We start from the raw sequence: 23036 nt of genomic DNA on the forward strand, positions 1-23036 counted from the left end.
TCAGTTGGCCAGTTCGGAGAAGAACGTTCCGACGTTGCGGAACACCTCCGCGATGCCGTCGCCGAGGCCCTGCGCGGTGTCCGCGGCGGGGCCGGGGTTGGTGCCGATGTAGAAGATGACCAGGGCGAGCAGGATCCAGCCGAGGGCCTTTTTCATCGCACACCTCACCTCGTCCGGGGGATCGTCGGTCTTGATCGATAGTGATCGTGGCACAGGCGCGCTCGCCTGACGTGCATCTACGCGCCGAAAAGACGTGCGGCGTTGTGCCAGCAGACGGCGCGGAGCCAGTCGTCGCCCAGGTCGAGGCGGGCCAGTGCCTCGAGTTGGTGGGCGTACGGGTGGGGGATGCTGGGGAAGTCGCTGCCGAGCAGGACCTTGCCGGCCAGGCCGAGGTCGCGCAGCCGGGGCCGCAGGCCGGGTGGGAACGGCGCGAGCTCTTCGAAGAAGTCGGTGAAGGCCATCGTCGTGTCCAGCCGGGCGTGCTCGTAACGCTCCGACAGGTCCAGGAAGCCCTCGTACTCGGGGCCGCCGAGGTGCGCGAAGATCAGGGCCAGCCGGGGGTGGCGGCGCAGGACGTCGCCGATCGGGCCGGGTCCGGTGAAGCCGTTGGCCACGGGGCCGGAACCGGCGTGGACGACGACCGGGGTGCCCGACTCGGCCAGAACACCCCAGGCGTCGTCGAGCAGGTCGTCGCGGGGGTCGAAACCGCCGACCTGCAGGTGCAGTTTGAAGATGCGCGCGCCGTGGGCCAGCGCCGACAGGACTTCACCGGTGGCCGACGGCTCGGGGAAGAACGTCGCACTGGGCAGGCAGCCCGGGGTGCGCCCGGCGAAGTCCAGCGTCCAGGCGGTGAGGTCCGCGGCCATGCCGGGGCGGTGGGCGTACGCGAGGGCCGTGAAGATCCGCACGCCGAGCCGGCCGAGTTCGGCGACCCGGCCGGCCTCGGGGAGGCGGTAGTGGATCGGCCAGGGCCGGCCGATGAGCGGCCCGGCCTGGTCGTAGTGGGCCCACACGCGGCGCTGCATCCGCTCGGGCAGGAAGTGGGTGTGCACGTCGGCGAGGCCCGGCAGGCCCAGCTCGGTCCAGAACTCCGTCACGTCCCCGATCATTGCCTACGTCACATTATGGCAGCCGCAAGCTTTTGGGGGTTACCCTCATTTCATGGTTACTTCCAAATCTCGCTGGTGGGCGCTCGCCGCGCTCGCCCTGTGCACCCTCGCCATCGGTCTGGACAGCACGGTGCTCAGCGTCGCGCTGCCCACGCTCGCCGGTGACCTCCACGCCTCCACCGGTGATCTGCAGTGGATCACCACTTCCTACCTGCTGGTCCTGGCCGCGGCGCTGCTGCCCGCCGGCATGCTGGGCGACCGCTTCGGGCGCAAGCGGATGCTGCTCGGCGCGCTGGTCGTCTTCGGTGCGGCCTCGGTCGCCTGTGCGTACGCGGTCTCCACCGGGCAGTTGATCGCCGCCCGGGCCGCTCTGGGTCTCGGCGCCGCCGTCCTCATGCCGCTCACCTCGGCCGTGCTGACGGTGCTCTTCGATGCGGACGAGCGGCCCAAGGCGCTGACGGTGTGGGTGACGGCGAGCGCGCTGGGCATCCCGCTCGGCCCGGTGGTCGGTGGCTGGCTGCTGGACCACTTCTGGTGGGGCTCGGTCTTCCTGATCAACATCCCGATGGTGCTGCTCGGGCTGGTCGCGGTGGCGCTCTGGGTGCCCGAGTCGCACGGTGACCGCGCCCGCCGTTTCGACCCCGCCGGCATCGTGCTGTCCACCGCGGGGCTCGTCGCGCTCACGTACGGGATCGTGGAGGCCGGCGAACGCGGCTGGACCGACCCGCGCTCGTTGATCACCGCCATCGGCGGTGCGGTGCTGCTGGCCGTCTTCGGCTGGTGGCAGCGGCACGCCCAGGCGCCGCTGGTCGAGCTGGCGCTGTTCCGTTCGCGCGGTTTCACCTGGGGTTCTCTGCTGGCCACCGTGGGCAGTTTCGGGCTGTTCGGCATCCTCTTCGCGCTGCCGCAGTTCTTCCAGTCCATCGGCGGGCACGACGCGCTGGGCACCGGTCTGCGGCTGCTCCCGGTGATCGGTGGCCTGCTCGTCGGCGCGCGGGTCGCCGGCCGGCTCGAGCCGCGTCTGGGTGCGAAGGTCGTCGTCACCGCCGGCCTCGTGCTCATGGCCGCCGGCCTGTTCGCCGGTGCGGCCACCGGACCGGCCACCGGGTACGCCTACGTCGCCCTCTGGATCTCCGTCGCGGGCCTCGGCCTCGGGTTCACGATGCCGCCGGCCATGAACGCGGCCCTCGGCGCGCTGACCCCCGAGCGCAGCGGTGTCGGGTCCGGGCTCATCCAGGCGCTGCGTCAGGTCGGTGGTGCGATCGGCGTGACCGTGCTCGGCACCGTGCTCAACGGCGCGTACCGGGATCAGGTCGACGTGACCGGTCTGCCCCCGGCGGCGGTGGACGCCGTGCGGGACAGCGCCACCGCCGGTGTAGCGGTCGCGGGCAATCTCGGCGACCAGGCGTTGCTGCAGTCGGTGCAGGCGGCGTTCACCTCCGGGATGGACCTGGCCCTGGTCGTCGCCGGTGCCGTCGCCGTCGCCGGAGCCGTGCTGTCGCTGCTGTTCCTGCCGGCCCGCTCGCCCGCGCCGGAGGCGGACATCGTCACCCCGTCGCCCGCCGGGCCGCTCGCAGCGGCAGAATCGGTGGTATGACGTCGTCCCTGCCGACCGGTTTGCGTGAACGCAAGAAGGCCAAGACGCGGGCGGCGATCCGCGCCCACGCGATGCGTCTCTTCGACGAGCAGGGGTACGCCGCCACGACGGTCGATCAGATCGCCGAGGCGGCGGACGTCTCGCAGAGCACCTTCTTCCGGTACTTCCCGACGAAGGAGGACGTCGTCCTCGCCGACGACTACGACCCGCCGATGGTCGCGGCGCTGCGCGCCCAGCCCGCGGACGTGCACCCGATCGAGGCGATCCGGCGGAGCATCCGGGAGATCTACGACCAGCTCACCCCCGACGAGTGGGAGCAGGAGCGCCGCCGTCAGCGACTGATCCGCAGCGTCCCGGAGCTCCAGGCCCGCAACACCCAGCAGTACACGCAGATCATCGGCCTGCTCGGCGCCGCCGTGGCCGAGCGGGCCGGGCTGCCGCCGGACGACTTCTCCGCCCGGGTCCTGGCCGGTGCGGTGATAGGCGCGGGGCTGGCCGTCGCGCCGCACAGCCTCCTGCCGGAGCAGGGCACGGACTACTTCACTGATTTCGAACGTGCTCTCGCCCTGATCGAGGCGGGTTTCCCCCTCGGTTAGTCCGCGGACCGCCCGTCGCCGGAGGACAGCGATCGGCGGGCCGCGGCCAGGATCCTGTCGGACAGCTCGCTGCCGGCCGTGGCGCGCGAGAGCATCAGGGCGCCGGCCATCGTGGCGATCGCGACCAGGTTCTCCTCACTCTCGTCGCCCATCCAGCGGGCAAAACCCTCGACCCCTTCCGCGTACGGCTCACGGGCCGGGCTGCCGGGCGCCTCGCGGGCCACGTCGGGGCCGAGGGCGGTGGTCGGGCAGCCCTTGCCGGCGTGGTCGCGGTGCTCGGCGGAGAAGTAGTAGTCCAGCAGTGCGCTGCGGGCCGCCGCGTGGTCATCGGGGTGCTGCTCGTCCAGGCCGGTGAGCAGGGCGCCCAGCTCGCCGAACGCGCGCCCGGTGGCCTCGGCGACCAGGGCCTCCTTGGAGCTGAACTGCTTGTAGAAGCCGCCGTGGGTCAGGCCCGCCTCGGCCATCAGGTCGGCGACGCTGACTCCTTGCACTCCGCGTTCACGGAAGAGCCGTGCGGCGGTCTCGACCACCCGGTCGCGGTTCTCCTGCGCCTGAGCCTGTGACACCCGTGCCATCTCGCACCTCCGGGACCCATCTTATATGACGTCCGTCATCTAACCCTTGCGGCTGATAGATGTCGTCCATAATCTAAAAGCATGAACCTCAACGACTCCGTAGTCCTCGTCACCGGTGCCAACCGCGGTCTCGGCCGCCACTTCGCCGAGCAGCTCGTGCAGCGCGGCGCCAAGGTCTACGCGGGCGCCCGCCGCCCCGAGACGATCGACCTGCCCGGTGTCATTCCGGTGGCGCTCGACATCACCGATCCCGAGTCCGTCGCGCAGGCCGTGAAGGTCGCCGGCGACGTCACCGTCGTGGTCAACAACGCAGGCAGCGGCACGGGCGCCGCCCTCATCGACGGTGACCTCGACAAGATCCGCCTCGAGATGGAGACGCACTACTTCGGCACGCTGCACGTGACCCGCGCGTTCGCCCCGGTCATCGAGGGCAACGGTGGTGGCGCGTTCCTCAACGTCCTGTCGGTGCTGTCCTGGCTGCACCCGGGCGGCCTGGGGGCGTACACGTCGGCCAAGGCGGCGGAGTGGGCGCTCACCGACGCGGTCCGCGACCAGCTCACGCCGCGCGGCATCACCGTCTCCGCGCTGCACGTGGGTTACATGGACACCGACATGGCGGCGAACATCCCCGCCGACCAGAAGATCGATCCGGCGATCGTCGCCCGCCTGGCCCTCGACGGCGTCGAGGCCGGCCGGCCCGAAATCATCGCCGACGAGCTGAGCCGCAGCGTCAAGCAGGGCCTGGCGACCGCCCTCCAGGGCTGAGCCACGGGCGCCGTGCGGCCGTCCGCTTCCGGGCGGCCGCCCCCGGCGGATTCCGCTGGTCGAGGCCCAAGCTGAACGTACGCTTAGAACCGCCTGGCAGCGGGTACGGCGTCGCTCATGACCTCGCTCTCTGCCCCTGTGTTGGCCGCGGAAGCGATCACCTCCGCCGGAACCGGCCAACTCGTCCTCGCCGCGGTGCTCGGCATCGTGGCTGTCGTCCTTCTCATCGCCTGGGCCAAGTGGCATCCCTTCCTGGCCCTCGTGCTCGGCGCCGCGACGCTGGGAATCGTTGCCGGCGCTGCCCCCAGCGCCACCGTCAAGTCGTTCACCACCGGAGTCGGCACCACGGTCGGCGGCGTCGGGTTGCTGATCGCCCTCGGGTCGATGATCGGCGCCCTGCTGGCCGAGTCCGGCGGCGCCGACACCATCGTGGGCACGATCGTCCGGAAGTTCTCCGGGTCGGCCCTGCCGTGGGCCATGGCAGGTGTCGCCGCGCTCATCGGCCTCCCGTTGTTCTTCGAGGTCGGCGTGGTGCTGCTGGTGCCGATCGTGCTGCTGGTCGCGCAGAAGACCGACGTGCCGCTGCTCAAGATCGGTATCCCGGCGCTGGCCGGTCTGTCCGTTCTGCACGGTCTGGTCCCGCCGCACCCCGGACCCCTGGTCGCGGTCTCCAGCCTGAACGCCGACCTGGGCCTCACGCTCGCGTTCGGCCTCATCTGCGCGGTCCCGACCGTGATCATCGCCGGCCCGATCTTCGGTAACTTCATCGCCAAGCGGGTGCCGCTCGTGGTGCCGGGCCGACTGGTGACCGCCGGCGCCTCCGCCGAGGGCCGGCCCGGCTCGGGTCCCGCCGGTGGTCAGGACTTCGTCGACCGTGACGACCTGGCCAACGCCGGCACGACCGAACCGGACAAGCCGGTCGACGCCGATCTGCCGGCCCACCGGCGCAACCCCGGTGTGGTTCCCGCCGTGCTCACCATCCTGCTGCCGATCGTGCTCATGCTGCTGCGCGCGTTCGCGGAGCTCGTCCTGAACGAGGGCAGCGGCCTGCGCAGCGCCTTCGAGGTCGCCGGTGACCCGGTGGTCGCCCTGCTCGCCGGTGTGCTCCTGGCCATGTGGACACTCGGCAAGCGGGCGGGTTTCGACCGCGCGCAGACCTCGGCGGTCATCGGTGGTTCGCTGCCGCCGATCGCCGGCATCCTGCTCATCGTCGCCGCGGGTGGCGGCTTCAAGCAGGTCCTGGTCGACGCCGGTGTCGGCACCGTGGTCGCGGACGCGGCCAAGGACGCCAACATCTCGGCGCTGCTCCTCGGCTTCCTCGTCGCGGTCGGCATCCGGGTCGCCACGGGTTCGGCGACGGTGGCGACGATCACCGCCGCGGGCATCGTCGCCCCGCTCGCCGCAACCCTCGACAAGCCGGAGATCTCCCTGCTGGCCCTGGCCATCGGCTGCGGCTCGCTGTTCTTCTCGCACGTCAACGACGCCGGCTTCTGGCTGGTGAAGGAGTACTTCGGGATGACCGTCGGCCAGACCATCAAGACGTGGTCGGTGATGGAGACGATCATCTCCGTCGTCGGTTTCGGCTGCGTCCTGATCCTGGACATCTTCGTCTGACCCGGGGAGGGTCTGTCCGCGAGGACAGGCCCTCCCTCAGACCCGCAGAGCCTCCGCCGGCGGCACCCGCAGCGCCCGCCGGGCCGGCAGTTCCATCGTCAGGAACGCCGTCACCACCACCGTCAGCACGGCCGCGGGCAGCAGCCACACCGGGCCCGCCGGCCACGGCCGGTCCAGGAATCCGATCCCCAGCAGCGCCAGGGGGACAGCGGCCAGCGCCAGACCCAGGACCAGCGCGCCTGCGGCGATCAGGGCGGCCTCGCGGCGGATCATCGCGCGGACCTGCCGCGGCGTCGTGCCACTCAATCTCAGGACCGCGATCTCGGTACGCCGCTGAGCCGTCGCCGCCACCAGCTTGTTCGCGATGCTCAGCAACAGGTACGCGAGCAGCACCACGACCAGCGCCAGGTTGATCCACGCCTCGGGCGGTGTGTCACTCGCCTCCGGTCGTGCGCTGCCCAGCGTCAACCCCGGCCGGCCCGCCACCAGCGCCGTCAACGCGTCGGTGGAGTCCGCCCGGACCAGCAGGCTCGCGTCCAGCCCGGTGCTCGTGTGCCCGGCGACCAGATCACGCGAGACGACCAGCGGCCCGAAGCCGAGTTCCCGGTCGTAGACCGCCACCACCTTCGCCTCGACCCGGGCGCCGTCACCCAGGACCAGTGCGACCGTCCGCCCGACCTCGGCGTCGCGGGACCCGGCGACGTCGCTGCCCACGGCGATGGTCGCCCCGGTCAGCCCCTGCAGACTCCCGCCGGTGACCCCGAGGTCGAGCACGTCCGCGGCGGCCGGTGTCAGGACCATCGCCGTGTGCGACTCGACGTCCTCCTCACCGAACATCCGGTACGGCCACAGCACCGTGGTGGTGGTCAGCGACGACACGGCCTCCACGCCGGCGGTCGAGCGCACCTCGTCCTCCAGCCCGACCGGCACCCCACCCAGCGCGGGCGCCGCGATCGTGTGCTGGGCGACCGTGCCGGCCCGCGTCTCGCGATCGGCCGCCGCCTGCACCGTCGTCTGCGTCAGGGCGTAGGTCAGCACGAACACCAGCACCATGGCCAGGCTCGCGACCACACCGCCGACGCGCAGCACGTACCCGCGGACGTTGGCGACCGCGAGCCACGTCGGCGCGGACGCCCGTCGCGGCAACCGCTTGCCGAGGGCGTCACCGGCCCGTCGCACCAGGGCCGGGCCGGCCAGGGCCAGCCCCACCGCACCCAGGATCCCGGCCATCGACGTGGTCGCGGCGCCCACCGGCGTACGCACGAGCAGCGGCACCACGGACAGTGCGGTGCCGCCGAACATCAGCAGCATCCCGGCCGTCGTGCGTACCGGGGACAGGGCCCGCGGTTCGGTCCGCGACTCGGCGACCGCCTCGGTCGGTGCCATCCGCGAGAGCCGCCAGGCCGAGCTGACCGCGGAGACGCCGACCACCAGGCCGAGCAGCAGCACGGCGGCGATCGCCGGCAGCGGGCTCAGGCTCAGCGGCAACCCGTCCGGCAGCAGGCCGAGGCGCGCCAGCAGACGGCCGAACTGTCCGGCGAGCGGGTAGCCCAGCGCCACCCCGGGGACGAGCGCCACGGCCGTCACGGTCAGGGCCTGCCCGGCGGCCAGGCGGCGGATCTGCCGTGGTGTCGCCCCGACCGCCCGCATCAGGGCGAGGTCGCGGCGCTGACCGCTCAGGGCCACTCCGAGGGCACCGGCGACGACAAAGCCGATGATGATCAGGATGATCCCGGCGAGGGAGCCCGCGATCAGGAGCAGCAGTTGCCGTGCGGCGCCTGCTTCCGGTGCGGCCGCGTCGCCCCGGGTGCTTCCGGTTGCCACGGTCAGGCCGGTGCCACGCAGCTCGGCGCGTACGGCGGAAGCCACCCGGTCAGCCTGACCCGGCGCCGCCCGGAGCCCGACCAGGTCCGGCCCCGCAGAGAGCCCGGGCTGAGCGGCAGACCCGGTCCGGTCCGGCGCGGCGGTTCCGCGGCCGGCCAGGCCGGCGGCCGTGGTGTCGGCGAAGTAGATCCCGCCGGCCGCGCCGCTCACCACCGCTGAGACGCGGTAGCGCGCGGGCCGTCCGGCCGCCACGATCTCGACCGGATCGCCGACGCTGATGCCGGCGGCGGAGTCCACAGCGACCTCGTCGGGCCGGTTCGGCGCCGAGCCCTCGATGCGCGGATCCGCCAGCAGGGTCGTCGACGACCATCCGTGGCCCGCCTCACCGGGCAGCACGTGACCCTGCACGACCAGCGCCGCCGGGAAGCTGACGTCGGCCACGACGGTCTCGACGCCCGGCACCCGGCCGAGTCGTTCGGCGACCCCGGCCGGCACCGGGGCGCGTTCGGGCAGGGCGAGCGGCAGATCGCCGCCCACCCGCGCGGTCTGTGGCGCCGTCACCACGACGTCGGCCCCGGCCAGCCGGCCCGGGGGCAGGTGCGAGCGCAGGCCCGATTCGGAGATCACCCCGGTCGCGGTCACCAGCGCGGCGCCACCCAGCACCGCACACGCCACGGCCAGCAGTGCCGTGATCCGCTGGGCGGCCATCTTCATCGCGAGCCGCACCATCACCGTGCTCCGAGCGTGACGAGCCGCGCGGCCAGGTCGGCGGCGGTCGGGCGGGGGAGGACGTCGACGATCCGGCCGTCGGCCATGACGACCGCCTGGTGCGCCCGGGCTGCGGCGGCCGGGTCGTGCGTCACCATGACCACGGTCTGGCGGAACTCGTCCACCAGGTCCCGCAGCAGTCCCAGCACCTCGTGGGCGCTGCGCAGGTCGAGCGCGCCGGTCGGCTCGTCGGCGAAGACCACGGCCGGACGGGTCACCAGCGCCCGCGCGATCGCCGCGCGCTGCTGCTGACCGCCGGACAGCTCCGCGGGCCGGTGCTCGAGCCGGTCGCTCAGACCGACCCGCGCGACCAGCTTGTCCAGCCAGGCCGCGTCGGGCGCCCGCCCGGCCAGCCGCAGCGGCAGGGTGATGTTGTCGAGCAGGCTCAGCGACGGCACCAGGTTGTAGGCCTGGAAGACGAAGCCGATGCGGTCGCGCCGCAGCTCGGTGCGGCTGTTCTCGTCGAGGCGGCCGATGTCGGCACCGTCCACGACCACCGTGCCGCCGGTCGGTGTGTCCAGCCCGGCCGCGCAGTGCATCAGGGTGCTCTTGCCGGATCCCGACGGTCCCATCACCGCCAGGAAAGTGCCTTCCGGCACGCTCAGCGAGACGTCGCGCAGTGCGCGGATCTCCCCGTACGACTTGCTGACGTGGGTCAGTTCGACCGCGTTCACCGGGTACGCCGCACGTACGGCACGACGAGCGCGACGATGCACGCCACGGTCACGATGCCGAGCACCAGGTGCACGACGAGTGATGCCCCGCGCAGCGACACGATCACGTTGCCGACCGCGCAGAGGATCAGCAGCGCCCAGACGGCCGTCCGGCGCGGGGAAGGGGTGTTCTGTTCGGTCATGGCGGGCTCCTCTGACGGGCGTTTCCGGTCCCTTCCGACGCTAGGGATCGACGGGCCCCGAACCGATCCCGCGCGCTGCCCGGCCGGGGTACAGCAGGCTGTACTTTCTGCCCCGGGCCCTGCCGCGGGTGGCGGTCGCGCTCTAGGGTCAGCTGCCATGGAGGCGAAACGACTGCGAGAGGCGCGGGCCACCGCGTGGCGTGCCTTCGTCGAGCTGCTCGGCGGTCTGGGCACCGCCTGCCTCGCTCTGGCCGTGCTGGCCTGGCTCGTCCTCGTGGCCCTGACCAGTGTGATCGGAATCGGACTGCTGCTGGCGCCCTCGGCGCTGCGCCTCCTGCACGCGGTCGCGGACGTGGAACGCCGCCGGCTCTCCCGGCGTGGTGCCGAGGTGCTCGCCCCCGGCCCGCTGCCGACGGCACTGCGCGAGGCCGCGGCCGATCCGGCGACCCGCCGTGAGGTGCTCTGGGTGGCCGCGCACGCGACAGGTGGCCTCCTCCTCGGGGTGATCGGCATCCAGTTGCCCGCCTGGGCCCTGCGCGACTTCACCTTCCCGCTCTGGTGGCGGATGGTCCCCGAGGGTGACGCGACACCGGGCATCGGCCTCTGGACCGTGCACGACTGGCCCGGTGTCGCCACGGTCACCCTGCTCGGTGTCGTCTGGGCCGTGATGACCGTGGGCCTGGCTCCCGGCATGGCCCGCCTGCAGAGCAGCTGGGGCCGGCGGCTGCTGGCACCCGGCCCGGAGACGGACCTCTCCCTGCGCATCGCCGAGCTGACCTCGACCCGAGCCGCCGCGCTCGACGCCCACGCCGTCGAGCTGCGCCGCATCGAGCGGTCCCTGCACGACGGCACCCAGAACCGCCTCGTCGCCACGACCGTGCTCCTCGGCGCCGCCCGTCGCATGCTGACCCGCGACCCGGCCGAGGCCGAGGTGCTCCTCGAACGCGCTCAGGGCGCCGCCGAGCAGGCCCTCGCCGAGCTGCGTGCGGTGGCCCGCGGCATCCTCCCGCCGGTGCTCGCCGACCGCGGTCTGGCCGGTGCGCTGAGCGGGCTGGCCTCCGGATCTCCCGTCCCGTGCCAGGTGGAGGTCGACGTGCCCGCCCGGCTGGCCGCCTCGGTCGAGTCCACCGCCTACTTCGTCGTGGCCGAGGCGCTCACCAACGTGGCCAAGCACAGCGGCGCGACCCACGTGGAGGTCGACGTGCGGAGCCGGGGTCCCCGGTTGCACGTGCGGATCACCGACGACGGCCGCGGCGGCGCCGACGAGGACGGCGGCTCGGGACTCGTCGGCATCCGCCGCCGGGTGCAGGCGCTCGACGGCACCCTGACCTTGACCAGCCCGCCCGGCGGGCCGACAACCCTGGAAGTGGAGCTGCCGTGCGGATCGTGATCGCCGAGGACGACGCGTTGCTGCGGGAGGGCCTGGCGCTGCTGCTGCGCGCCGAGTCCCTGGACGTGGTGGCGACCGCCGGGAACCCGGAGGAGTTCCTCGCAGCCGTCGACAAGCACAGTCCGGACGTCGCGATCGTCGACGTGCGGATGCCACCGACACACTCGGACGAGGGGATCGTGGCGGCCGTCGAGGCCCGGCGGCGGCAGCCCGGGCTGGCGGTTCTGGTGCTCTCCGCGTACGTGGAGCAGATGTTCGCGACCGAGCTCCTGGCCGGCGGGGCCCGGGGTCTGGGTTATCTGCTGAAGGAGCGGGTCGGCCGGGTCGAGGAGTTCCTCGGGGCCCTGCACCGCGTGGCCGAGGGCGGCACGGCGGTCGACCCCGAGGTGGTCGCGCAGCTCTTCGCGCGGACCCGACCGGACGAGCGCCTCGACCGCCTCAGCGCCCGGGAGCGCGAGGTGCTGGCGCTGATGGCCGAAGGGCTCGGCAACACCGCCATCGCCGAGCGGCTCTTCGTCACCGAGGGTGCCGTGCACAAACACATCCGGGCGATCTTCTCCAAGCTGGACCTGGCCCCGGACGACCGCAACGACCGGCGGGTCGCCGCGGTGCTGCGCTACCTCGACGGCCGGGACCGGGCCGCCTGAGCCACCCGGTCCCGTCTGCCGTCAGGCGTTCTGCTCGTCGCGCCAGGCCAGCCAGCGCTTCAGCGGTTCCAGGTCGTAATCGGGACCGCCGGCGTTGAGGGTGAGCAGCGAGACACCCTTGGCCACCATCGCGGCGCCGGCCACGGCCGGGTCGCTCGCGCCGTCGACACCGGCCGAGACCTCGATCTCGCCGGCGTCGCGGCCCACGTCGGCGCAGTGCTGCCGCAGGATGCCGAGCTTGCGCTCGACGGTCTCCGCGTCGCCGAAGCTGTGCCACACGTCCGCGTGCTGGGCGACCAGCCGCAGCGTCTTCTTCTCGCCGCCGCCACCGATCAGCACCGGGATCTTCCGCGTCGGCGGCGGGTTCAGCTTGGCCCACCGCGACTCGATCCGCGGCAGTGCCTGCGCGAGGTCGGCCAGCCGGCTGCCGGGCGTGCCGAACTCGTAGCCGTACTCGTCGTAGTCCTTCTCGAACCAGCCGGCACCGATGCCGAGGATGAGCCGCCCGTCGCTGATGTGGTCGACGGTGCGGGCCATGTCCGCGAGCAGCTCGGGATTGCGGTAGCTGTTACAGGTGACCAGCGCGCCGATCTCCACGCGGGAGGTCGCCTCGGCCCAGGCCCCGAGCATGGTCCAGCACTCGTAGTGCAGGCCGTCCGGGTCGCCGTACAGCGGATAGAAGTGGTCCCAGTTGAACAGGATGTCCACGCCGAGCTCCTCGGCCTGCGCGGCCGCGCGGCGGATGGAGGCGTAACTGGCGTGCTGTGGCTGGATCTGCAAGCCGATCCGTACGGGCCTGGAAGTCATGACCTCCAGCCTAGTTTCCGCACGTCTTGTCGATGCTCTTGGCGGCGGTCTGGAAGTCCTTCTTGAGGAAGGCCAGTGCGTCCGACTTCTTCGCACCGGCGGCGACCTTGGCCCCGGTGTCCTCGATCGTCTTCTTCAGCTCGGGGTCGACGGCCTTGTCCGCCTCGGCCGCGATCTTCTTGCCCATGGACGCGAAGGTGGTCTGGAGGTTCTTGTTGCGCTTGCTCTGGCTCCAGCTCTCGTCGATCGACTTCACCGAGTCGTCGGCGATCTTCACGCTGCCGTCGATCATGACCTTGGTGACCGACGTGCAGACCTCCTTGGTGTTGGCCTTGACGTCGACGGTCGGCGTGGGCGAGGCCGTGGTGGTCGCCGCCGAGGTGGCCGGGGCAGCACCGCTGCCGGTGCTGGCGGGCTCGGCCGGCTGGCAGGCGGAGAGCAGGGCGGCAAAAGCCACAAAAGCGATGGACAGGCCGGCGGTACGAATGGTGCGCATGAAGTGTTCCCCCGTTGGGTCATTGATGACGGCGGAAGTGTAGAAAAGCCGGGCCAGTCACCAGGTGTGATCTTCGGCTCCGGCGTTTCTCAAGGTCAGCACAGGTTCGTATCGCAGGATGGTCACCATGCGTAGACGGACTCTGATCGTGGGACTTGCCGCGACCGCCGGGACCGGGGCGCTCGCCGCTTGTTCGGCGGAGACGGCAACGGCCCCCACCGCCACCCCTTCCTCGGCCGTGCCCATCCTGGCCTCGACCACCGCGTCGTCGCTGCCCCCGCAGGACGTGTCGGCGCCCTACACGCCGCCACCGGGCCGTGCGCCCGGGCGTGCGCACGCGGTGGGCCGGCAGGTGCTGCAGTTCCAGCGCGAGGACCGCTCGTTGCCGACCACCGTCTGGTATCCCGCGGAGGGGCCGGTGCCCGCCACCCCGGAGCCGGCCGACGACGCGGCGCCGGCCCGCGGGCGCTTCCCGCTCGTGCTGTTCAGCCACGGCCTCACCGCACAGCCGGGCGACTACGCCGCGATGCTGGCCCGCTGGGCCCAGGCCGGGTTTGTCGTCGCCGGCCCGACCTACCCCCGGACCTCGTACGGCGCCGCCGACTTCTACGCGCTCGACATCGTCAACCAGCCCGCCGACGCCTCCTTTGTCATCGACTCGCTGCTGGCCACGACCGGTCCGCTCCGCGCGATCATCGACACGGACCGGATCGCCGCCGCCGGTCACTCGGCCGGGGGAATCACCACGGCCGGGTTGTTCAGTGCACATCGTGACGAGCGTCTCAAGGCGGGCATGGTGCTCGCCGGCACCGACTTCCAGGGCGCGGCTTTCACCGGCCCTCCGGCGGCGATGCTCTTCGTCCACGGGCGTAAGGACAACACCGTCGCGTACCGCGCGGGGCACGCGGTTTTTGCGGCTGTTCCCTGGTCACGCGCGATGCTCACGATCACCGACGGGGGACACGTCACCGGTGCGGCCGACTTCGAGGCCACCACCGGTACATCGACGGAGTTCTTCCGCTGGGCGCTCTACGGGGACGCGGCTGCGAAGGCGCGCCTGCCACAGGCGGCGGCGACGGGTGAAGTCGCCACGCTGGAGAGCGGACTCTGAGAGGCAGTGCTGGATCATCATGACTAATCTGTTTACGGTGACTTCCCCTACGCCTCCCCGCGGCCGCAACAAGTTCGCCAGCGCCGGATCACTGCTGATCTGTGGACTGCTGGCGGGCGTCGTGGTCGCCGCTGCCTCGTTCCCCGCCGTCGCCATGTCAGGGCTGGCGGCCAAGGCCGGGTCGGAGACGTTCGCGGAACTGCCGAGCGAGCTGGAGCAGCAGACCGCCCCGCAGGTCACGCGAGTCTTCGCCTCGGACAACAAGACCCAGATCGCCGTCATGTACGACGAGTTCCGCAGCGACGTCCCGCTCAAGGACATCTCGGTCAACATGCAGAACGCGATCGTCTCCGCCGAGGACCACCAGTTCTACAAGCACAACGGTGTCGACCTCAAGGGTGTCGCCCGCGCGTTCGTCAACAACAAGAACGGCGGCGGCAAGCAGGGCGCGTCGACGCTGACGATGCAGCTGGTCCGGATGACCCTGGCGTACTCCGCGAAGACGCCGCAGGAGGCCGTCGACGCCACCAAGGACACCCCGGAACGCAAGCTCTCCGAGATGAAGTACGCGCTGCAGCTCGAGAAGGAGCTCAACAAGCAGCAGATCCTCGAGCGCTACCTGAACATCGCGCCGTTCGGCAACGGCGCCTACGGTGTCTACGCCGGCAGCCAGGTCTACTTCGGCAAGAAGCCCAAGGACCTCACGGTGCCCGAGGCGGCGCTGCTCGCCGGCATGGTGAAGGCGCCGACGTCGTTCGACCCGACCACGCCGAGCGGCTACCCGCAGGCGCTGGACCGGCGCAACTACATCATCGACAACATGCGGGACCTCGGGTACGTCACGCCCGAGGAGGCGACCAAGGCCAAGACGGTCAAGCTCGGCAAGACGACCAACCGGCCCGGCAACGGCTGCGTCTCGGTCGCGAAGAACAACTGGGGCTTCTTCTGCGACTACTTCTACCGCTGGTGGCTGACGCAGGAGGCCTTCGGCAAGACCACGTACGACCGTGAGCGCCAGCTCAAGACCGGTGGGTACCGCGTCGTCACCTCGCTCGACGTGAAGGCGCAGAGCTCGGCGCGCAAGGAGATCACCAAGCTCATCAAGGACTCCGACCGCAACGCGCTGCTGCTGGCCGGTGTCGAGCCCGGCTCCGGCAAGGTCCGCTCGCTGGCCGCGAACCGCAAGTACAAGCTGGACAGCGCGACCGACCCAAAGAACAAGCTCTCCTCGGACCCGCAGAAGGCCGCGAAGGGCATCCGCGGCACCTACCCGAACACCACCAACCCGATCATCACGGGCGGCGGCGACATCACGGGGTACCAGGCCGGCTCGGTGTTCAAGATGTTCACCATGGTCGCGGCCCTGGAGAACGGCATGGAGCTGGACTACACGATCAACTCCCAGGCGCGGTACAAGTCGGGCTACATCATCGACCCGAGCTCCGACGCGGCCTGCCCCGGCACGCACTTCTACTGCCCGAGCAACGCCTCCAAGAGCGAGGTCGGCAACTTCAACATGTGGACCGGCTTCGGCAGCTCGGTCAACACGTACTTCGTCCCGCTGCAGGAGCAGGTCGGCGCGGAGAAGGTCGTCGACGTCGCGAAGCGGTTCGGGGTCAAGTTCCGGGCGAGTTCCGACGCCAAGATCGCCGACGACGAGGCCTCCGCGCACCAGTGGGGCGCGTTCACGCTGGGCGTCTCCGCGTCCACCCCGCTGGACATCGCCAACGCGTACGCCACGCTCGCCGGTGACGGCATGTACTGCGTGCCCACGCCGATCCAGCAGATCTACACGCAGGACGGCAAGAAGAGCGACATCGGCCAGCCCAAGTGCACCCGGGCGACCAGCAAGGACGTCGCCCGCAAGGCGCTCGACGCGGCCCGCTGCCCGGTCGGTGACCAGGCTCAGCTCGGCAACTGCTCCGGCGCCACCGAGCGCAACGCCCGCAGCGTGGTCGGTCACCCGATCTTCGGCAAGACCGGCACCACCGACGCCGACAAGACCGCGGCCCTGGTGGTCGGCACCCAGCACCTGGTGGTCGCCGGTTACCTGGTCAACCCCGACTGGGCCGGGCACCCGGACCGCATGTCGCACGGCATCGTGAACCCGGCGGTCTACCGCACGGTCGCGGACTACATGGAGGGCCGCCCGAAGGAAGAGTTCAAGAAGCCCAACGACTGACCCTCACGCCGGCCGGTAGGCGACTTCCGGCCGGCCAGGGCCGCCGTACCGCGGGCTGCGGATGACGCGGCCCGCGTCGGCGAGATGTTCGAGGTAACGCCGCGCGGTCACCCGGGACGCGCCGATCCGCGCGGCGACCTCGGCGGCGGACAGGCCTTCCGGCCCGGTCACCGCCCGCAGCGCCCCCAGGACCAGGTCGAGGGTCCGCGTGTCGAGGCCCTTGGGCAGCGAATCCACCGGTGCGCCGCGCAGCGTGGCGAAGGCACGGTCGATCTCGTGCTGCGCCGCCACCTCACCGCCTTCGACGAGCTGCCGGCGATATTCCGCGTACCGGTCGAGCTTGTCGCGGAACGCCGCGAACGTGAACGGTTTGAGCAGGTAGTGCGTCACCCCGAGGGCCACCGCGGCGCGGACCATGGCGATGTCGCGGGCCGACGTCACGGCCAGCACGTCCGTCCCGCTACCCGCCGCCCGCAGCGCCCGCGCGATCTCCAGCCCGTGCTTGTCCGGCAGGTTCAGGTCGAGCAGCACCAGGTCGACCGCACCGGCACGCAGGGCGGTCATCGCGTCCCGGGCCGTGTGCGCCACACCCACCACCGCAAAACCCGGGACCTTCTCCGTGTACGCCTTGTGCGCCTCGGCGATCAGCGGCTCGTCCTCGACCACCAGCACCCGGATCGCGCTCACGACGGCACCGGCAGCCGTACGGTCAGGACCGCGCCGCCGCCCGTGGCCGGGGTGACCTCGTAGCTGCCGCCGTACCGTTCGGTGACCTGTCTGACCAGGGCGAGCCCGATGCCGTGGCCGGGACCCTTGGTGGTCCAGCCGCGGGTGAACGCGGAGGCGGCCTGCTCGGGTGTCATGCCCGGCCCGGTGTCGGCCACCCGGACCAGCACCTCGTTGTCATCCTGCCGCACCAGCACGCTGACCCGGCGCGGTGGTGGCGCGGCCGCGACCGCCTCGAGCGCGTTGTCGACCAGGTTGCCGACCACGGTGAGCAGGTCACGGCTCGGGAGCGCCTCTCCGTCGACGCGTGACAGCTCGTCCACCGACAGCTCGACGCCGCGCTCGCCGGCCTGCGCCGACTTGCCCAGCAGCAGGGCGGCCAGGGCGGGCTCGGTCAGGGCGCCGACGACCTGGTCGGTCAGCTGCTGCGCGAGGGCCAGCTCGTCGGTCGCGAGCCGGATCGCGTCCTCGGTGCGGCCGAGCTCGACCATCGTCAGGACGGTGTGCAGGCGGTTGGCGGCCTCGTGCGCCTGGGCCTGCAGCGCCTCGGTGAGGCCGCGGACGGAGTCGAGCTCGCCGGTCAGCGCCCGCAGCTCGGTGTGGTCCCGCAGCGTCAGCACGGTGCCGAGCGTACGGCCCTCGAAGCGGGTCTCCCGCTGGCTCGCCACGAGCACCCGGTCCCCGGCCAGGACGGGCTCGTCGACGGTCGACCGGCGCGAGGTGAGCAGCGCCGCGGCCTCCGCCGGCAGGTCCAGTTCGTCGACACCGCGGTCCACCGGTGTGTCCTCGCTCAGCCCGAGCAGACGCCGCCCCTCGTCGTTCATCAGCGCCACCCGCCCGTCGCGGTCGACCACGACCAGACCTTCCCGGACGGCGTGCAGCACCGCGTCGTAGTACTCGTACATCCGGGTCATCTCGGACGGCCCGAGACCGTGGGTCTGCCGGCGCAGACGGCGGCTGAGCAGCCACGCTCCGGCCGCGGCGAGCAGCAGCGCGGCCGTCGTGCCCGCCGCCACCGCCGGCGCCTGGTGCAGCAGCTTGCGGTTGATGGCCTCGACGGTGATGCCGACCGACACCAGCCCGACGATGCTGCCGTCGCCCGCCCGCACAGGGACGACCGTGCGGACGGACTCGCCGAGGCTGCCGCGGTACTGCTCGACGACCGTCCCACCGGCCAGCGCGCCGGCCACGGTGCCTGCGAACGGCTGCCCGATCAGGTCCGGGATGGGATGTGTGTACCGCGTCCGGTCGGGTGCCATGACAACGATGAAGTCGGTCTCGGTCGCGTCCCGGACCGATTCCGCGTACGGCTGCAGCAGCGCGGACGGATCACTCGACCGCAGCGCCTCGACGACGACGGGGGAGAGGGCGATCGTCTCGGCCACGGCGGTCACCTCCTCGACGGCGGCGTCGTGCCCGTCGCTCCGGGCGAGCAGGACCGCGCCGGCTGTCCCGCTGGCGACGAGCAGCGTCACGACCAGCACCTGGAGGGCGAACAGCTCCCCGGCGATACTCCAGCGTCGTGTCATCGAATGGTTTCCAGTCGTGGTCGCGGTGGTGAACAGAATGAACGTAATAGTGCTTGTCGGTGAGACCCGGGCCACAGTCTGCGGCATGGACAGCCAGAGCTCCGCCCCGCCGGCCCCGGCTTCTCCGGCCAAGCGGGACCGCACCCACTACCTGTATCTGGCGGTGATCGTCGCCGTCATCCTCGGCATCGCCGTCGGTTTCCTCGTCCCGGACTTCGCGGTCGAGTTGCGCCCGATCGGTACGGGCTTCGTCAACCTGATCAAGATGATGATCAGCCCGGTCATCTTCTGCACGATCGTGCTGGGTGTCGGCTCGGTCCGCCAGGCCGCCAAGGTCGGCCGCGTCGGTGGTCTGGCGCTCGGCTACTTCCTGCTGATGTCGACGGTCGCGCTCGCGATCGGCCTGGTCGTCGGCAACATCATCCACCCCGGCGCCGGTCTCGACCTGGGCCCGGCCGTCGCGGAGGCCGGCCAGAAGGCGGCCGGTGACACGGCCGCCGAGAGCACCGCGGACTTCATCCTCGGCATCATCCCGACGAGCCTGCTCTCGGCCCTGACCGAGGGAGAGGTGCTGCAGACGCTGCTCGTGGCGCTCCTGGTCGGCTTCGCCGTCCAGGCCATGGGCTCGCGCGGCGAACCCGTGCTCCGCGCGGTCGGCGTCATCCAGCGCCTCGTCTTCAAGATCCTCGCCATGATCATGTGGCTGGCCCCGATCGGCGCGTTCGGCGCGATGGCGGCGGTCGTCGGCGCCACCGGTGTCGACGCCCTGAAGAGCCTCGCGCAGATCATGCTGGGTTTCTACGCCACCTGCGCGCTGTTCGTCTTCGTGGTGCTCGGCGTGCTGCTCTGGCTCGTCGCCCGCATCAACATCTTCAGCCTGCTGCGCTACCTCGGCCGCGAGTTCCTCCTGATCGTGTCCACGTCGTCGTCGGAGTCGGCGCTGCCGCGCCTCATCGCGAAGATGGAACACTTCGGTGTCAGCAAACCCGTTGTCGGCATCACCGTCCCGACCGGGTACTCGTTCAACCTCGACGGCACGGCGATCTACCTGACGATGGCGTCGCTCTTCGTCGCCCAGGCGATGGGTCAGCCCCTGTCGGTGAGCGAGCAGATCTCCCTGCTCGTCTTCATGATCGTCGCCTCGAAGGGTGCCGCCGGTGTCACCGGCGCCGGCCTGGCCACCCTGGCCGGCGGCCTGCAGAGTCACCGCCCGGAACTCCTCGACGGTGTCGGTCTCATCGTCGGCATCGACCGTTTCATGTCGGAGGCCCGCGCCCTGACGAACTTCGCCGGCAACGCCGTCGCCACGGTCCTGATCGGCACCTGGACCCGCGAGTTCGACCGTGAACGCGCGGCGCTGGTCCTCGCCGGCGGCGACCCCTTCGACGAGACGACGATGCTCGACCACGACAGCGACCCCACCGACCAACCGGCCGCGGTGACAGATCCCGTCCCGGCCGCCCCGAAAGCACCCTGAGGTTCCCCGCCACCCCGTCGCACGGCGGGGTGGCGGCAACTCTTCGGTGCGCCGCCACCTGAACGTTCCACAGCGGACACACACCGAGCACCGTCGATCTCTTACATTGCCCACGGTCTATCCAAACGGAACGTGGGAGCTCACATGCTCGGTAAGGGCAGGATCGCGGCCGCGCTCGCTCTGGCGCTGGTCTCCGCCGGCTTCACCGCCCCGGCACCCGCCGCAGCCGCGGTCAGCCGGTCCGAACTGGCGCTACGCTGGGCGCCGATCCACTACCAGGACGTCGACGCCACCGGCAGCCACGCCCTCGGCGGCAAGTCCGACTACATCACCCGCATCGACTTCGACGGCGACCTCAACGGCCGCAACAACTGGGACCGCGCAGCCCAGTCCGGCGTCTCCTTCTCCGCAGCGGCGTACTACTCCGTCGCGGAGACCAGCACCCACTGGTTCGTCACCTACTTCTTCTTCCACCCCCGCGACTGGGTCGACCACCCCTTCTTCGAAACCGAGCACGAAAACGACGGAGAAGGCGTCCAGCTCGCCATCGAGAAGAACGGCTCCACGTACGGGGTGCTGCGCTCGGCGGTGACGGTCGCCCACACGAGCTTCTACTCCTACACCCCGTCCGGCAGCACCTGGACGAACGGCCGCGAAACCATCGACGGCACCCTCCAGCTCCAGTCGTCACCCCACGACGACTTCCAGCACCCGGTCACCGCCCAGGAAACCCAGGGCCACGGCCTCAAGGCCTACCCCCAGTACAAAATCAACGGCGACGGCATCGTCTACTACCCGGCCGCCGAGGGCGAGACCCCGTCCAGCACCAACGACCGCGACGTCAAGTACGAACTCATCGACATCTTCACCGCCGGCGGCATGTGGTCCCAGCGCGCCAACACAAACCTCTTCGCCTCCCTGGGCACCTTCGCCGGCGACACCTCCGGCGACTGCGGCGTAGGCACCTACTCCTGCGGCACGAACTCCGCCAACGCCCCCTGGGGCTGGGACGACCCCGACGACCTCCCCGGCCGCGGCGAGATCGCCACCAACCCGGCAAAACTCAACGCCGAATACTTCACCATCCCCGGCGACAACAACAGGACGTACACCTACAACCCGTACACAGCAGAAACGGCAGCCCTCAAGAAGGCAGCAGAAACCGCCCCGCCGATCGAAGACTAAAAACCAAGGGGCTCCGTAGGAGGACGGCAAGAAGTAAAGGCCGACCATCTACGGAGCCCCGCACGGTGGCGACGCAAATGGGGCTCCGTAGGAGGCATGAACGAAACGCCGACCATCTACGGAGCCCCGCACGGTGGCGACGCAAATGGGGCTCCGTAGGAGGCATGAACGAATGGCCGACCATCTACCGAGCCCGCGCGCTGGCGACGCAAATGGGGCTCCGTAGGAGGCATGAACGAATGGCCGACCATCTACGGAGCCCCGCACGGTGGCTACGGAAATTGACCACGACGGACATCCCACAGTGCCATCTTTTGACCTGACCGGGAGTGGTGCTCGGCCTGGGACGGGATGCCTGGCCTGCCGTCGACGGAGATCACCCCCGCCGCCGGTGCGCAGTAAACCTCTCCCATCCCTTCCCGGAGCTTTGTCACGGCATTGGGAGGGTCCTGGCTCGTAGGGAGCTGAGGGATGTTCCCCCACCTTGAGCCCATCCCTTTGCGGTTACCCCTGGCAACGGCGAGGGGGTGGCCTTCGTCGGGGCTGGGCTCGGCGTCCGTGACGGCTTTTGGCAATGGCCGAGGTCAGGTCAAGGGCTGGCACTGTGGGATGTTCGTCGTGGCTGTGATCCGTAGCCACCGTGCGGGGCTCCGTAGATGGTCGGCCTTTACTGCGCTGGCGCCCTGGTGCTGTCTCTGACCACGAGTTCTGTTGCCAGTTCGATTCTTGGGGTCTGGATTTCTTCGCCTTGGGCCAGGCGCAGGATTGTTCTTGCGGCCAGGCCGCCCATTTCTGCCAGCGGCTGCCTGACCGTGGTCAGGGGCGGTGACGCCCACCGTGCTTCCGGGAGGTCGTCGAAGCCGACCACGCTGAGGTCGTCCGGGACGCGGAGGCCGCGCTGTCGTGCCGCTTCATGGACCCCCAGGGCCATCGTGTCGCTGGAGGCGAAGATGGCTGTTGGTGGCGAGTCCATGTCCAGGAGGGAGGCGCCTCCCGCGAATCCGGAGTCGTAGAGGAAGTCGCCCTGGCGCACCAGGTCTTCGTCGGGTTTGAGGCCGGCGGCTTCCAGGCCGGCGCGGTAGCCGTCCATGCGGGCGCGGCTGCAGAGCATGTTTTTCGGGCCGGCGATGAAGCCGACTCTGCGGTGGCCGAGCTGGACGAGGTGCTGGGTGGCGGACAGGCCGCCGGCCCAGTTGGTGGCGCCGATCGTGGGGACGTCGATGGCGGCGCCGCCGGCGGGGTCGATGACGACGACCGGGATGTTGAGGCGCTGGAGTTCGGCGTAGACCGGGGTGGTCAGATCGGACGTTACGAAGATCACGCCGTCGGAGGCGCGGACGTACAGGTTCTGGAGCCATTGGCGGGTGGCGGTCGAGCGGCGGTGGACGGCCGAGACCACTGTTCCGACGCCGGAGGTGTGCATGACGTCCTCGACGCCGCGGATGAGTTCTACGGCCCAGGGGCTGTCGAGGTCGTTGAAGACGAGGTCGACGAGGGCGGCCTTGCCGGCCTGCTGGCGGGACGCGCGGCGGCGGTATCCGTGCTGCTTGAGCAGGGATTCTACCATTTCGCGGGTCTGGGGGGACACGTCGGCGCGGCCGTTGAGCACCCGGGAGACCGTGGGGACCGAGACCCCGGCCTCGCGGGCGATCGCGGCGATGGTCACGCGGGCCACGGGCGTTCTCCTCGTAAGTTTCGGGTGCAGTTTTCGGAAGTATTCCACAGTCCCTGCGGGAAAACATGAAACGCATTAATGTCTGCGAATATTGATCGCCCTCGGTG

Annotated in this window: 21 protein-coding genes; 10 read left to right on the plus strand and 11 right to left on the minus strand. The window is 70.8% G+C overall.

The features are described 5' to 3' along the window. Both AFR_RS47140 and AFR_RS20045 read right to left on the minus strand, forming a co-directional pair. Nucleotides 1–156: a hypothetical protein gene (locus AFR_RS47140; RefSeq protein ID WP_023362618.1), complete on the minus strand. Its 156-nt coding sequence runs from the start codon at nucleotides 154–156 to the stop codon at nucleotides 1–3. Nucleotides 157–236: 80 nt separating this feature from the next. Beyond that, nucleotides 237–1109, minus strand: a complete 873-nt coding sequence (locus tag AFR_RS20045) for an amidohydrolase family protein (RefSeq protein ID WP_023362619.1) — start codon at nucleotides 1107–1109, stop codon at nucleotides 237–239. A gap of 52 nt (nucleotides 1110–1161) precedes the next feature. On the opposite strand from AFR_RS20045, the gene AFR_RS20050 reads away from it, so the two are divergent. Continuing rightward, nucleotides 1162–2706 (plus strand): DHA2 family efflux MFS transporter permease subunit, encoded by a 1545-nt coding sequence (locus tag AFR_RS20050; RefSeq protein ID WP_023362620.1) that lies wholly within the window; start codon nucleotides 1162–1164, stop codon nucleotides 2704–2706. After that, nucleotides 2703–3302: an acyl-CoA-like ligand-binding transcription factor gene (locus tag AFR_RS20055; protein WP_023362621.1), complete on the plus strand. Its 600-nt coding sequence runs from the start codon at nucleotides 2703–2705 to the stop codon at nucleotides 3300–3302. Before AFR_RS20050 ends, AFR_RS20055 begins: the two co-directional genes overlap by 4 nt. On the opposite strand, the gene AFR_RS20060 is transcribed toward AFR_RS20055, so the two are convergent. Beyond that, complete coding sequence (locus AFR_RS20060) at nucleotides 3299–3877, minus strand: TetR/AcrR family transcriptional regulator (RefSeq protein WP_023362622.1); 579 nt, start codon at nucleotides 3875–3877, stop codon at nucleotides 3299–3301. The two genes, AFR_RS20055 and AFR_RS20060, sit on opposite strands and share 4 nt — an antisense overlap. An 81-nt stretch (nucleotides 3878–3958) precedes the next feature. On the opposite strand from AFR_RS20060, the gene AFR_RS20065 reads away from it, so the two are divergent. Both AFR_RS20065 and AFR_RS20070 read left to right on the plus strand, forming a co-directional pair. Continuing rightward, nucleotides 3959–4642 carry an SDR family oxidoreductase gene (locus AFR_RS20065; RefSeq protein ID WP_023362623.1) on the plus strand — a complete coding sequence of 228 codons (684 nt, stop codon included), beginning with the start codon at nucleotides 3959–3961 and terminating at the stop codon, nucleotides 4640–4642. A 117-nt stretch (nucleotides 4643–4759) separates the two neighbouring features. Further along, complete coding sequence (locus tag AFR_RS20070; protein WP_052359420.1) at nucleotides 4760–6256, plus strand: GntP family permease; 1497 nt, start codon at nucleotides 4760–4762, stop codon at nucleotides 6254–6256. Between the two features lie 36 nt (nucleotides 6257–6292). Here AFR_RS20070 and AFR_RS20075 read toward each other — a convergent pair whose 3' ends face one another. Genes AFR_RS20075 through AFR_RS20085 form a run of 3 tightly spaced genes read right to left on the minus strand, consistent with a single transcriptional unit; the run spans nucleotide 6293 to nucleotide 9704 of the window. After that, nucleotides 6293–8809, minus strand: a complete 2517-nt coding sequence (locus AFR_RS20075) for an FtsX-like permease family protein (RefSeq protein WP_023362625.1) — start codon at nucleotides 8807–8809, stop codon at nucleotides 6293–6295. Next, nucleotides 8809–9522 (minus strand): ABC transporter ATP-binding protein, encoded by a 714-nt coding sequence (locus AFR_RS20080; protein ID WP_023362626.1) that lies wholly within the window; start codon nucleotides 9520–9522, stop codon nucleotides 8809–8811. The genes AFR_RS20075 and AFR_RS20080 overlap by 1 nt, the downstream gene beginning before the upstream one ends. Beyond that, the gene (locus tag AFR_RS20085) at nucleotides 9519–9704 is read right to left on the minus strand and encodes a hypothetical protein (RefSeq protein WP_023362627.1); all 186 of its coding nucleotides are present in this window, start codon (nucleotides 9702–9704) and stop codon (nucleotides 9519–9521) included. Before AFR_RS20085 ends, AFR_RS20080 begins: the two co-directional genes overlap by 4 nt. A 157-nt stretch (nucleotides 9705–9861) precedes the next feature. Here AFR_RS20085 and AFR_RS20090 point away from each other — a divergent pair, with 157 nt between their 5' ends. Together AFR_RS20090 and AFR_RS20095 are read left to right on the plus strand one after the other, a co-directional pair. Next, on the plus strand, nucleotides 9862–11094 hold the full coding sequence (locus AFR_RS20090) for a sensor histidine kinase (protein WP_023362628.1): 1233 nt from the start codon (nucleotides 9862–9864) through the stop codon (nucleotides 11092–11094). Beyond that, nucleotides 11082–11741 (plus strand): response regulator, encoded by a 660-nt coding sequence (locus AFR_RS20095; RefSeq protein ID WP_023362629.1) that lies wholly within the window; start codon nucleotides 11082–11084, stop codon nucleotides 11739–11741. The genes AFR_RS20090 and AFR_RS20095 overlap by 13 nt, the downstream gene beginning before the upstream one ends. A gap of 21 nt (nucleotides 11742–11762) precedes the next feature. Here the strand turns inward: AFR_RS20095 and AFR_RS20100 are convergent, their stop codons facing one another. Together AFR_RS20100 and AFR_RS20105 are read right to left on the minus strand one after the other, a co-directional pair. Beyond that, nucleotides 11763–12548, minus strand: a complete 786-nt coding sequence (locus AFR_RS20100) for an LLM class F420-dependent oxidoreductase (protein ID WP_041841003.1) — start codon at nucleotides 12546–12548, stop codon at nucleotides 11763–11765. A 10-nt stretch (nucleotides 12549–12558) separates the two neighbouring features. Then, nucleotides 12559–13044: a hypothetical protein gene (locus tag AFR_RS20105; protein ID WP_023362631.1), complete on the minus strand. Its 486-nt coding sequence runs from the start codon at nucleotides 13042–13044 to the stop codon at nucleotides 12559–12561. A gap of 127 nt (nucleotides 13045–13171) precedes the next feature. Between AFR_RS20105 and AFR_RS20110 the strand changes: the two genes are divergently transcribed. Together AFR_RS20110 and AFR_RS20115 are read left to right on the plus strand one after the other, a co-directional pair. Continuing rightward, on the plus strand, nucleotides 13172–14155 hold the full coding sequence (locus AFR_RS20110; protein ID WP_041842449.1) for an alpha/beta hydrolase family protein: 984 nt from the start codon (nucleotides 13172–13174) through the stop codon (nucleotides 14153–14155). 19 nt (nucleotides 14156–14174) lie between these two features. After that, entirely contained in the window at nucleotides 14175–16337 is a 2163-nt protein-coding gene (locus AFR_RS20115) for a transglycosylase domain-containing protein (protein ID WP_084298086.1), read from the plus strand. Nucleotides 16338–16340: 3 nt separating this feature from the next. Here the strand turns inward: AFR_RS20115 and AFR_RS20120 are convergent, their stop codons facing one another. Both AFR_RS20120 and AFR_RS20125 read right to left on the minus strand, forming a co-directional pair. Further along, on the minus strand, nucleotides 16341–17024 hold the full coding sequence (locus AFR_RS20120) for a response regulator (RefSeq protein WP_023362634.1): 684 nt from the start codon (nucleotides 17022–17024) through the stop codon (nucleotides 16341–16343). Beyond that, nucleotides 17021–18592: a sensor histidine kinase gene (locus AFR_RS20125; RefSeq protein ID WP_023362635.1), complete on the minus strand. Its 1572-nt coding sequence runs from the start codon at nucleotides 18590–18592 to the stop codon at nucleotides 17021–17023. Before AFR_RS20125 ends, AFR_RS20120 begins: the two co-directional genes overlap by 4 nt. An 85-nt stretch (nucleotides 18593–18677) precedes the next feature. Between AFR_RS20125 and AFR_RS20130 the strand changes: the two genes are divergently transcribed. Both AFR_RS20130 and AFR_RS20135 read left to right on the plus strand, forming a co-directional pair. After that, a complete protein-coding gene (locus AFR_RS20130) occupies nucleotides 18678–20069 on the plus strand; it encodes a cation:dicarboxylate symporter family transporter (protein WP_041842450.1) in 1392 nt (463 codons plus the stop codon). A gap of 144 nt (nucleotides 20070–20213) precedes the next feature. Next, complete coding sequence (locus AFR_RS20135) at nucleotides 20214–21254, plus strand: hypothetical protein (RefSeq protein WP_023362637.1); 1041 nt, start codon at nucleotides 20214–20216, stop codon at nucleotides 21252–21254. A gap of 667 nt (nucleotides 21255–21921) precedes the next feature. Here the strand turns inward: AFR_RS20135 and AFR_RS20140 are convergent. Then, nucleotides 21922–22929 (minus strand): LacI family DNA-binding transcriptional regulator, encoded by a 1008-nt coding sequence (locus tag AFR_RS20140; RefSeq protein WP_023362638.1) that lies wholly within the window; start codon nucleotides 22927–22929, stop codon nucleotides 21922–21924. Nucleotides 22930–23036: the final 107 nt, after the last annotated feature.

It is taken from the genome of Amorphoplanes friuliensis DSM 7358 (assembly GCF_000494755.1).
Lineage (GTDB): Bacteria > Actinomycetota > Actinomycetes > Mycobacteriales > Micromonosporaceae > Actinoplanes > Actinoplanes friuliensis.